Source organism: Streptomyces sp. NEAU-YJ-81 (genome assembly GCF_017592595.1).
In the GTDB taxonomy this organism is placed as follows: domain Bacteria; phylum Actinomycetota; class Actinomycetes; order Streptomycetales; family Streptomycetaceae; genus Streptomyces; species Streptomyces hygroscopicus_B.
The window spans coordinates 19,569-30,395 of record NZ_JAGFNO010000058.1 but is presented as its reverse complement, the minus strand read 5'-3'; the positions used below and the strand labels follow the sequence as shown (position 1 = coordinate 30,395).

Sequence of the window (10,827 nt, the reverse complement as noted above, 5' to 3'; positions counted from 1 at the left end):
CGGTTTCCCTCGGAGTTCGGAACGACCGAGGACTCACCGCCTTCCCACACGGCGATCACCGAGTTGGTGGTGCCCAGGTCGATTCCGACTGCCTTGGCCATGGCAACTCCTTCCGAGGCGGCCACGGATATCCGCCCCAGTGCCCGGTCGGGCGACGGGGCCGGGATTACGGGACCTAAGCCGCAAGGGTGGCAAAGCGGGCACATGAACGCCTGCGCCTGTGGGGTCTAATTTCCCCGCCCCAGACCGCCACCGAGGACAGGTACGAGGCGCCCTCGGACCAGGCGACCTACACCCAGGCAAACCGGCGCTTCCCAGGCCGGGCCCGGGCAGACAACCGCCCGGCGCGGCCAGGATGCACCCCGGCCTCGTGGACCTCGGGGCACCAGGACAGCGGCGCCCGGCCGCCGGGTCAGCCGGAACCGTCCGGGTGCAGGATGACCTTGGTCCAGCCCTCGTCCCGGCGGTCGAAGTGGTCATAGCCGTCGGGGGCCTGGTCCAGCGGAAGCTCATGGGAGACCACCCAGCTGGGCTTGGCCTTGCCCCCGGCGATCAGGTCGCGCAGCCGGCGGTTGTACCTCTTCACCGGTGCCTGGCCGGTGCCGATCTTCTGGCCCTTGAACCACAGCTTGCCCCAGTCGATGGGCACCTTGCCCTTGGCCTCGAAGTCGCCGATCTGGGGCTGGGATTCCCTGCCGCCCGGGTCCTCGGGGACGAACACGCCCACCACGCCGATGCACCCGGTGAAGCGGACGTTCTCGATCAGGCCGTTCATCGTGCGGGAGGCGTCCTCGTGGCCCGACGGGTCATGGGCCTGGTAGCCGACGCACTCGCAGCCGTTGTCGGCGCCGAGCCCCATGGTGGCTTCCTTGATGACCTCGCCCGGGTCCTGCTCGCGCATGTCGATCGGCATGGCGCCGATCTCCTCGGCCTTGCGCAGCCGATCGGTGTGGAAGTCGCACACCCACACCCGTCCAGCACCCTTGATCACCGCCGAGTAGGCCGCCATCAGCCCCACGGGACCCGCACCGTAGATGACGGTCTGGTCCCCGGGCTTGACGCCCGCCATCTCGGTGGCGTGGTAGCCGGTGGGGAAGATGTCGGCCAGCATCACGTAGTCCGTCTGGCGCTCTTCGGCGTCCTCGCCCAGCCGCAGCGCGTTGAAGTCCGCGTACGGCACGCGCAGGAACTCGGCCTGGCCGCCCTGGTACGGCCCCATGTCCGCGAAGCCGTAAGCGGCTCCGGCAGCCGAGGGCTCCGGCTGCATGGTCAGGCAGTAGTTGGTCAAGCCGCGCTCGCACTGTTTGCAGAAACCGCAGGCGATGTTGAACGGCAGCACCACATACATGCCGACCTTGAGCTTTCTGACCGCCGAGCCGACCTCGATGACCTGCCCCAGGTTCTCGTGCCCGAAGATGCGGCCCTTCTCGAACGACGTACGCCCTTCGTACATGTGCAGATCGGAGCCACAGATATTGGTGGTGGTGATTTTGACGATCGCGTCGCAGGGGTGCTCGATCCCCGGGTCGGGCTTCTCCTCGACCGCGACGTTCCGCGGTCCTTCGTATACAGCTGCTTTCATGATCACTCCTCGTCTCACCACCACACGCATGCGCCCTCTGCCGTCACCCGGCCCGAGGCCGCGAATGATGGTGGATGGATGGTGGCGCGGCCGTCATGTCCTGCGGCCCCGCTGCGATGGCGGCACGTGCCGCCTGCTGTGGGAGACGAGTCGCCCTGTCCTCCACGGTCTCATCCGGGCACTCCGAACGCGACCCCCTCCCCCGGCAGTCGGCGGGGGTGGGGGGGACGGCGCCCTCGGCCCCGGCTCAGTCGTCGGAGAGATCCTGCTCGGCCCAGATGGTCTTGCCATGGGCCTCCAGGCGAGTGCCCCAGCGCTGGGCGAGTTGGGCCACCAGGAAGAGGCCGCGGCCGCCCTCGTCGAGCGCGCGGGCCCGGCGCAGATGCGGTGCCGTGCTGCTGAAGTCGGAGACCTCGCAGATGAGCGCGCGGTCGCGGATCAGGCGCAGCCGGATGGGCGGGCGGCCGTAGCGGATCGCGTTGGTGACCAGTTCGCTGACGACCAGCTCGGTGGTGAAGACCAGCTTCTCCAGTCCCCAGTCCATCAGTCGGGCGGTGACCTCCTGCCGGATCCGGGAGACGACGGCGGGGTCCGGGGGGATCTCCCAGGTGGCGACCCGGTCGGGGCCGAGGGCCCGGGCGCGGGCGAGGAGCAGGGCGACATCGTCCTCGGGGCGGGCGGGGAGCAGAGTCCGCAGGACGGTGTCGCCGAGGGCGTCCAGGGACGGGCCCGGCTGGGCCAGGGCCTCGCACAGCGCCTCCAGTCCCTCGTCGATCGCGCGGTCGTGGCCCTCGACCAGACCGTCGGTGTAGAGGGCGAGGACACTGCCCTCGGACAGTTCGGTCTCGACCGCCTCGAAGGGCAGGGTGCTGAGGCCGAGGGGCGGGCCGTTGGGGACGTCGAGGATGTCGGCGCTGCCGTCCGGGGTAGCCACGACGGGCGGGGGGTGGCCGGCGCTGGCGAGCGTGCAGTGGCGGGAGACCGGGTCGTAGACCGCGTACAGGCAGGTGGCGCCGATGGCCCCGGGATCGTCCTCGGCCGCCAGCCGGGTCACGAGATCGGCGAGGTGGGTGAGCAGCTCGCCGGGCGGCAGATCGATATCGGCCAGGGTGCGTATGGCGGAGCGCAGCCGCCCCATGGTGGCGGACGCCTCGACGCCGCGGCCCACGGTGTCGCCGACCACCAGGGCGGCGCGAGCGCCGGAGAGCGGGATCACGTCGAACCAGTCGCCGCCCACGCCGGCCCAGGTTTCCGAGGGCAGATAGCGCGAGGTGACCTCCACCGCGGCCAGGTCGGGCAGGCGCCGCGGCAGCAGATTGCGCTGCAGAGCCCTGGCCGTCATGCGCTCGCGCTTGTAGCGGCGTGCGTTGTCCACGCATACGGCCGCTCGGGCCGTGATCTCCTCGGCCAGCAGCAGGTCGTCCTCGTCGAAGGGCACCGGCGTCCGGTGGCGCGCGAAGAACACCACGCCAAGGGTGACACCGCGGGTGCGCATCGGCACCACCAGCTCCGAGTGGATCCCGTACTCCCGGATCCGGGCGGCCCGTACCGGGTCGAGGGCGTCCCACCGGACCATGAGCTCGTCGGTCACCTGGTGGAGGATGGCCCGGCCCTCGGCCAGGCATTCGGCCGACGGTGAGGACTCCGGGTGGGTGTCCAGTTCGCCCACGTCGACCACGGCCTCCGGGGTTCCGAGGAGGACGGAGCGATGGGCGGCGCGGCGCATGGTGATGGGACCGGACAGCGGGCCCGAGGGGGGTTCCTCACCCTGGTCGAGAAAGGTGAGCAGGTCGACGCCGACGAAATCGGCGACCCGGGGGACGGCCACGTCGGCCAGTTCATGGGCGACATGCGCGAGGTCCAGGCTGGAGCCGATGCGCTTCCCCGCCTCGTTCAGCAGCAGCAACCGCTCCTGGGCCTGGTGCCGACGGGTCGTGTCGTACGCGGCGAAGCACACGCCGTACAGGCGGCCCGTCCGGTCCTTGAGCGGCGCGAGCGAGATCGTCCAGGCGTGCTCGCGGCTCTCCCCCGGCACCCGCAGATAAGCCTCCAGGACCTGCCGTTCGCCGCTTTCCAGCACGCGGCGCATGCCCTCCTCGGTCTTCTCGCTCTCCGGGTGCGACAGGAGCTCGACCAGGCGCATACCGCGCATCCGATCCTCGGTGACGGCGGCCGCCGCCTCCATTTCGGCGTTCGCCCGCACCAGCCGCAGGTCCGTGTCGAAGACCGCGAGCACGCACGGGGCCTGGGTGAACGCCCCCACAGCCGCGTCAGCCTCGGGCGAACGCGGTTCCCGCGCGACGGCGGACACCAGGAGCCACCCGGTGGCACCGCCGTCCGCCACCACGCGGTGCGCCAGCGCCTCCGCCTCCATGCGATGGCCGTCACGGTGGCACAGGCCCACCCGTCCGCTCCACCTCGACCGGCCGGCCAGGCAGCGCCCGACCGCCTCGGCGGCGGTCTCCCCGGCCCACAGCTCGGTCACCACTCGCCCCACGATCTCCTCGGGCCGGTAGCCGAGCAGCCGCTGGGCGCCCTCGCTCCACCCGGTCACGACGCCGTGCGAATCCATCGTGGCCGTGGCCAGGTACACCATGTCGAGAGGCTCGTTCACCACGGAGGACATCGTCTTACGGTCCCGGCGGCCACCATTCGATCATCAGAATCGTGGCGTCGTCGCTGAGTTCGTTGCACCGGCGGTCGACGATGGCGTGAATAAGCAGGCGGAGCACCTCCGTGGCGTTCTGCCCGGCGGCCGTCGACCGGATGATGTGGTCGGTGAAGCGGTCCAGGCCGAATTGTTCGCCTCCCTCATTGCGCGATTCCACGACACCGTCGGTGTACAGCAGAATCCGGTCACCGGGTTCCAGGGCCGCCTCGTGTATCTGCCGGGCACTGGCGGCCAGGCTGGCGGGCAGCCCCAGCGGAGGCTCGGAAGGCCGCTCCAGTTCCTTCTCCAGCAGCCGCTGGCGGCGGATGAGCAAGGGGGACGGATGGCCGCAGTCGGACCAGCGCATCACCCCCGTGGGCATGTGCAACTGGGTGAAGATGCCGGTGCAGAACTGATCCGGGAGCCAGGTCGACAGCGCCGAGTCCACGGCGCCGACGAGCGAGGCCAGGTCGGCGCCCGTGCGCCGGGCGTTGCGTGACCCCGCCATGGCCACGGAGGTGGCGAGGCCGGACGCCAGATCGTGGCCCATGGCGTCGAGGATCGTGGCGTGCAGGACGTCCTCGGTGAACGAATGGTCGAAGGCATCGCCTCCCAGCTCGTACGCGGGCTCCAGAACGGCCGTCGAGATCACCCGGCCGGTGCCGATCGAACGTGGGGGCAGAAAAGCCCGCACCATCTCCGTGGACAGCTGCATGGGCCGGGTCCGGGTGCGCTGCGCGAACGTGTCGATGTAGGTGCGCTTGGAGGTGATCACCAAACCGAGGAGCGAGGCCAGCGCCCGCGAGCGCCACAGCCGCAGCCCGTCCAAGGACTCCATCCGCAGTCGCAGGACTCCCAGCCGCTCGGCCCCGTTGGCCAGCGGCAGCCATACGACCAGCCCACCCGAGCCATCCTCCTCCACCCGCAGGGCGTCCGTGCGGTACGCCCATCCGGCGAGGGAGGCATCCACCGGGAGTTCCGTCTCGTCCTCGGCCAGCGGCAGCAGCAGCCGCTGCTGGAGATCTATCAAATGGACGACGGCACGGCCCAGGCCCATGGCCCCGGCATAACGGTTCAGGACCTCCGGGAACTCCGCAGGGGAGGCTTGCTGGGTGGCGCTGACCAGCTCCTCGAGCAGCTGTTCGGCGGCCCCGGCCGAGGACGGCACATCCGCGTCCACCATACGAGCAACTGTACGGCGGGCTCTCTTCCGGCGTCGTCCGCGGCCACCGTCCCGGCCGCCCCGCGGGGCCGGCTCAGCCCTCCTCCGTCGGCGGCCGGGGCGCGCCCTCGCGCTCCGCACGGGCCACCTGTTTCTCCGCCTCGTCCAGCTGAGCGCGCCGCTCCTGCCGGGCCGGCTCGACGTCCCCGTTTCAGTGGTGTCCGGCCCACGGCGCTCGTCAGCTCCTCCAGCGCCCGCACCAGCAGCTCCGCCCCGGGCCTCACCCCGGGATCCTTTCCGCTGGCGGCCCCTTCCCAGGCAGCGAGAGCCTCCTTGAGCCGGCGCCACCGCGTCGCTGCGCCCGTACCTCTTGGTGGTGAGCAGGCTGGTGCCCCGGGCGAACACCGGCAGCCGCATCTCCCGCAGTTCCCGCAGTTCCCGCAGATCGGTGACGACTCCGTCGACCACGACGCCCGCCGCGCCCGCCGCCTGCCCTCGAGGACGGCCCCGCGCGAGTGGACCAGGAGGATGCCGGGGGAGTCGTTAAGGCATCACCTTCGTGATGCGGCCCTCGCGCATGACGCCATGCGCGGGGGCCATCGGTCCACGCTGCCGACGCCTACCCGGACTGCGCGGCGTCGGCCTCCTGACGTTCACACTCCGCTTGCTCGCGGCGCTGTCGTTCCCGTTTGCCGTAGGCCGCGCGGCGGACCGCTTCGTCGCTCTCGAATTCGGATCCGAGGGCTCCGCCCACGATGGCCGCCGCGCTCGCCAGCGACGCCAGGCGCGCGTAGTCGCCCAGTCCGACCGAGCGGCCCACCTGCTTGGCCAGCACTCCGCCGTCAATGAGGAACAAGGACACCGCGAAGTCCACGACATAGAGGCCGACGAGACCGCACAGGACGCCCAGGGACAGGGTCAGGACCGTGGAGAGGTTGTACAGCGTCGCCTTCTCCCTGTCCTGGGGGGAGGGAGAATCGGGCCGCTCCCACAGACGCCGGTGGACGATGAGCCAGGTCACCATGGCCGCCACCGAGAAGAGGGAGATCACGGCGAGCCGCTCGGCCCGGATCCCGGTGGCCACGTTCCAGACACTCCCGTTCATCACGGCGATGGCGCTGGTGGCCAGCGCGGCAGCGAGCGCCTTGGCGAGGGCGGGGACCAGCCGCCAAGGGCCGTTGGCGCGCACCATTCCGAGCAGCAGGCGCAGGCGTCCTCTCGCCGGAGACCCCACGATCCGCAGATCGACAATCTCTTCGTCCGTCGCCACGCGCTTCACGGGGGCGGTCCGCTCCGGAACGATCGGTCCGATGGTGCCCTGGCCCGGCCGCGTGGAGCCGTCGCCGGTCGTGGTGAGCATCAGATCTTTCAGGAGCCGGACGACGGAGCGACGGAGCCGCCGCCGTAGGAAGATCCCACCGAGCGCGGGCAGCGACACCAGCGCCACCCGATCTTCGGCGTCCACATCGACCACCAGTGGTCGCCCGTCGGTGCGCAAGGGCAGATCGGTGAGACAGACCGCGATGTCCCAGTTCTCCCGGAGCTTGTGCTCCCGTGTCGCGCTGAGGATCGCGACGCTGTCGTGCAACGTGGCGGTCAGCGGGTCACGGACGACCCGCAGGCTCCACTCGATGTCTCGGTTCACGGCTTCGGCGAGCAGTTCCGGCAGATCCTCGGCCAGCTCCTCCGCCAGTTCCGCCGGCGCGTCCGGATCGACGAGGAGGCCCACCACAACGCGCGGCTGCCCGTTGTCCGCATCAGGAGTAGCCCGCATCACCACTCCCGTCTTCCGTGATGTGAGCAGCAGGTGCTGGGGCAGGCCGTGGGGCCGCGCCGAATCACGGTAACGGCACGCTCCCGAAGGACGGCGGCGACACGCACACCCGACCACCTCTCCGCGGTGATGCACCGTGAAAGCGTCACATGAGCCGCCTGCCAGGCCGACTTCTCACCGGTCCAGGAGAAGCTGGGGGCACTCCTCGCGCCGGATCACCTCCGACACCTGCATAAGCGTGCTACCCGAGATGATGCGAGCCGAGGCCGAGTCGGTCATGGCCGTCGTCCCCCGCGAAGTCCCCTTCCAGGTCCGCACCCCGCTGACGATCCCCGAAAGGGCCTGGCAGGGCAACATCGCCGTCTTCTTCGCCCGCGGCGCACGCAAGTCAGGTGACACCTGGGCCGTTGGAGCGCAGACCCAACCCGGCTCCGACCTCCTTGGCATGATCACCCTCGCCGGCCGAGGCCAGGACGACGCCGTCAACGCGGCCGTGAAGTGGATACGCGACCACTGCACCACGCACGACCTTGAGCTGGTCCGGGTCGAGAACTTCAACGACCGGTACCCGGAGGAGCAGCGAGCCGACTTCTCGCTCACGCGCTTCACGATCGCCCGCTCCGAGTCTCCCGGCGTGCACGGTTGGGTGCTGCCGACGGGCCTGCCGCCCGCAGCGTTCCAGACCGCGCGCCGAGCCTCGAAGGGGCGCCGGCAGGCGGCGTGAAGGCCCCTCTGTCCCCTGATCCAGGCCCGTGTCCCCTGTGTGTCCCCTGGATCTTGGTCTGAACGGACGACCGGGGGTCGCCACCTTGGAGTGGTGACCCCCGCTGTCACGTTTTCGCAGGTAGAAACGGTTCTCTGGGAGAACCTTGGGGTGGGGCGGGTGGGGCTCGAACCCACGGCCGACGGATTATGAGTCCGTCCTTCCTCAACTACCACGTCAGTCAAGTTCGCTATGAACTTGACGATCTCTCGGGCTCAACCTCTGCAATGATGCAGTCAGATCAGTTGCGATACGACGTATATCGACGTGCCCGCGTGCGGCACCTGCGGGCTTCCATAACTCGGCCGTGCCTCTTGACCAGCAAGGATCGAAGGGGCGCCGATGGCCGGGCAGGATCGTGGTTCGTGTCCTTGCGTCTGCTCTACCTGATCACCGTTCGACTGCTCAGCTGGTTCGTGTTACTCGGCCGTTCCTCCGCGTCCAAGGACGTCGAGCTGCTCGTGCTGCGCCATGAGGTAGCCGTGCTGCGCCGCGGTACCCCGAGGCCACGCCTGGACTGGGCCGACCGCGCGATCCTCACCGCCCTGGTCCGACTCCTGCCGAGAAAGCTGTACAACCACAGGCTGGTCACCCCCGGCACGCTTCTACGCTGGCACCGCCGCCTGGTGGCACGAAAATGGACTTACCCACACAAGCTCGGCCGCCCTCCCATCGACGAAGCCATCGTCACGCTCATCGAACGGCTCGCGACAGAGAACCTTTCCTGCGGATACAAGTGGATCCAGGGCGAGATGATGCGACTCGGCCGCCACATCGGTGCCTCCACCATCCGCAGGGTCCTCAAGCGCCTGAACATACCCCCAGCTCCCAAACGGCAGACCGACACGACGTGGCGACAGTTCCTGCGCTCCCAAGCCTCGACCATGCTCGCCGTCGACTTCTTTCACATCGACTGCGCCCTCACCTTGAGGCGGCTGTACGTCTTCTTCGCGATCGAGGTCGGCACCCGCTACGTGCACGGCCCCTGGACCTGAAGGGTGTCAATATTCCGATCAGGCGGCTGAGCTGGGCGTCTCCTGCGGATGTTGAGGCAGCCGGGGTGTCATGGTGCGGTACTCGTTGAGCAGTCCAAACAAGGACGGTGCGCAGGTGCCGTTCGCCGGTGATGAGCAGGCGGTCGGTACATTCAACGCGGGCTGTGCGTATCCAACGTTCGGCGAACCCGTTGGACCGGGGACTTTGCGGCGGCGTCGGGATGACGGCTGTGCCGTTGCCCGTGAAGACGGCGTCGAACGCGGCGGTGAACTTGCTGTCCCGGTCCCGGATGAGAAACCGGAAGCACCCGGCCCTGCCGCCGAGATCCACGAGCAGATTGCGGGCGAGATGGGTGACCCATGCACCGGTCGGATGGGCGGTGACACCCAGGACATGGACGCGCCGAGTGTTGATCTCCATGACGAAGAAGACGTAGAGACGTTTGAGGAAGACGGTCTCCACATGCATGAAGTCGCAGGCGAGCAGCGTGTGAGCCTGGGAGCGCAGGAAGGAACGCCAGGTCTGCCGGGAGGCGCACTGCGGTGCGGGCGGTAGACCGCAGCGGCGCAGAAGGCGGCGGTTAGTGGCGGCGGCAACCCGATGGCCAAGCCGTCGGAGCTCGCCTTGGATCCTGACGTACCCCCAGGTCGGATTCTCTCGCGCCAGGCGCTGGATGAACGCGACTGTCACTTCCGGCAACGGTGGCCGACCGGGTCCGACCGCCGTCTGGCGCCACTTCCAGCGCACCAGACGCCGGTGCCAGTTCAGCAGCGTGCCCGGGGTGACCAGCCGATGACAGCGCAAGACGGACGGCAGGTGCCGCGCGAGAGCGGAGAGCACGGCACGATCAGCCCATGAGAGCCGCGGCCGCTCGACCTGTCGGCGAAGCACAGCGACCTCATGACGAAGCGCAAGGACCTCGGCGTTGTTCGCGGCAGTCGAGCGACCCAGCAAAAGGAAGCAGCCCAGCAGCCGGCAGAAGATCAGGCAGAGCAATCGCAGACCCACGACCACTGATCATGCCCACACTTGAGCGATCGAAAAGCTCCAGGTCAACCACCGTACGGCGATAAAGACACCCTTCAGGCCGGCAATTAGAATCGCCTCTCATGTCGAAGCCTGACGAACTGCTCGTTGACGTCGCCGCCCTGGTGGAGTCCGGGCACAGCAATCAGATGTCTCTGACCGTGGTCGCCGGTGGTGCTGTCATCACGGGCCGGCTGGCTCCCGAAGCCGTCTGGAGGCAGCGGGTGTCGGAGGTCCTGGCGGACTCGGCCCGCCTGAGCGGTTTCTCCGCCGTCTTCACCGCTACGACGTGCAAGGAGGGGCCGCCCACGCATCTGCATTTCCATGTGGCGCGGATTCTGCAGGGCGCGGTGGGGATCCCGGAGACGGGCGGGATGTACCGCGTGGCGATCGAGGACGTCAGCGCCTGGACCATGGGCGACTTCAGCTACTCCGACCACTGACCCACCGTCGCGCCGAGAAACCCTCGGTACGCGGTGAGGGTCCGACCGGCGCATCCCGGTCGGGCCCTCACTGCTGTTTTGGTGGCGGCTCGCGCCTGCCTGTCGGTCAGACGGCCGCAGGGGCGCCGAGCATCGCGGAAGCCTGTTCCAACGGGTTGAGGACGCGCGCGGGCGCGGCGGCCCGGGGAAGGCCGCGGCAGGTGAAGCCGAGCTGGGTCATGGCCCGGAGGACTTCGCCGGCGCTGAAATCGCGGCGGTCCTGGCGTGTGATGACCTGGCCGACCTGCTTGACGGGGTAGGTGCGGCGGCCGATGATCACGGACTCGCCGGTGACCTGTTCGGGCTTAACGCCCTTCATAGCTTCCAGGACGCCGCTTTTGGTGAGGTCGAACGGGAAGCGGGCGATGACACAGCGCATGATGCCTCACAAG

10 protein-coding genes are annotated in these 10,827 nt (G+C 69.2%); 3 read left to right on the top strand and 7 right to left on the bottom strand.

The window, feature by feature from the left end:
* From J5X86_RS48085 to J5X86_RS48065, 5 genes are all read right to left on the bottom strand, one after another.
* Positions 1–101 (bottom strand): Hsp70 family protein (locus J5X86_RS48085; RefSeq protein WP_208521227.1); only part of this gene is annotated, 101 nt, incomplete at its 3' end.
* A 311-nt stretch (positions 102–412) separates the two neighbouring features.
* Entirely contained in the window at positions 413–1,582 is a 1,170-nt protein-coding gene (locus J5X86_RS48080) for a glutathione-independent formaldehyde dehydrogenase (RefSeq protein ID WP_208522917.1), read from the bottom strand.
* A 247-nt stretch (positions 1,583–1,829) separates the two neighbouring features.
* Positions 1,830–4,208: a SpoIIE family protein phosphatase gene (locus J5X86_RS48075; RefSeq protein ID WP_208522916.1), complete on the bottom strand. Its 2,379-nt coding sequence runs from the start codon at positions 4,206–4,208 to the stop codon at positions 1,830–1,832.
* Positions 4,209–4,212: 4 nt separating this feature from the next.
* Entirely contained in the window at positions 4,213–5,415 is a 1,203-nt protein-coding gene (locus tag J5X86_RS48070; RefSeq protein WP_208522915.1) for a PP2C family protein-serine/threonine phosphatase, read from the bottom strand.
* Between the two features lie 598 nt (positions 5,416–6,013).
* On the bottom strand, positions 6,014–7,168 hold the full coding sequence (locus J5X86_RS48065) for a hypothetical protein (protein WP_243983256.1): 1,155 nt from the start codon (positions 7,166–7,168) through the stop codon (positions 6,014–6,016).
* A gap of 250 nt (positions 7,169–7,418) precedes the next feature.
* Between J5X86_RS48065 and J5X86_RS48060 the strand changes: the two genes are divergently transcribed.
* Positions 7,419–7,892 carry a hypothetical protein gene (locus J5X86_RS48060; RefSeq protein ID WP_208522913.1) on the top strand — a complete coding sequence of 158 codons (474 nt, stop codon included), beginning with the start codon at positions 7,419–7,421 and terminating at the stop codon, positions 7,890–7,892.
* 404 nt (positions 7,893–8,296) lie between these two features.
* Entirely contained in the window at positions 8,297–8,926 is a 630-nt protein-coding gene (locus tag J5X86_RS48055; protein ID WP_243983255.1) for a helix-turn-helix domain-containing protein, read from the top strand.
* On the opposite strand, the gene J5X86_RS48050 is transcribed toward J5X86_RS48055, so the two are convergent.
* Positions 8,853–9,935, bottom strand: a complete 1,083-nt coding sequence (locus J5X86_RS48050; RefSeq protein ID WP_308124967.1) for an integrase — start codon at positions 9,933–9,935, stop codon at positions 8,853–8,855. The genes J5X86_RS48055 and J5X86_RS48050 overlap by 74 nt on opposite strands.
* A 101-nt stretch (positions 9,936–10,036) precedes the next feature.
* Here J5X86_RS48050 and J5X86_RS48045 point away from each other — a divergent pair, with 101 nt between their 5' ends.
* Positions 10,037–10,396, top strand: a complete 360-nt coding sequence (locus J5X86_RS48045; RefSeq protein ID WP_119985865.1) for a hypothetical protein — start codon at positions 10,037–10,039, stop codon at positions 10,394–10,396.
* 106 nt (positions 10,397–10,502) lie between these two features.
* Here the strand turns inward: J5X86_RS48045 and J5X86_RS48040 are convergent, their stop codons facing one another.
* Complete coding sequence (locus J5X86_RS48040; protein ID WP_208522912.1) at positions 10,503–10,814, bottom strand: SCO5918 family protein; 312 nt, start codon at positions 10,812–10,814, stop codon at positions 10,503–10,505.
* Positions 10,815–10,827: the final 13 nt, after the last annotated feature.

Excerpts from the sequence above, each read along its gene's own strand:
- J5X86_RS48080 (WP_208522917.1), bottom strand. The coding sequence starts at position 1,582 with ATGAAAGCAGCTGTATACGAAGGACCGCGGAACGTCGCGGTCGAGGAG.
- J5X86_RS48075 (WP_208522916.1), bottom strand. The coding sequence starts at position 4,208 with ATGTCCTCCGTGGTGAACGAGCCTCTCGACATGGTGTACCTGGCCACG.
- J5X86_RS48070 (WP_208522915.1), bottom strand. The coding sequence starts at position 5,415 with ATGGTGGACGCGGATGTGCCGTCCTCGGCCGGGGCCGCCGAACAGCTG.
- J5X86_RS48065 (WP_243983256.1), bottom strand. The coding sequence starts at position 7,168 with ATGCGGGCTACTCCTGATGCGGACAACGGGCAGCCGCGCGTTGTGGTG.
- J5X86_RS48060 (WP_208522913.1), top strand. The coding sequence starts at position 7,419 with ATGATGCGAGCCGAGGCCGAGTCGGTCATGGCCGTCGTCCCCCGCGAA.
- J5X86_RS48045 (WP_119985865.1), top strand. The coding sequence starts at position 10,037 with ATGTCGAAGCCTGACGAACTGCTCGTTGACGTCGCCGCCCTGGTGGAG.
- J5X86_RS48040 (WP_208522912.1), bottom strand. The coding sequence starts at position 10,814 with ATGCGCTGTGTCATCGCCCGCTTCCCGTTCGACCTCACCAAAAGCGGC.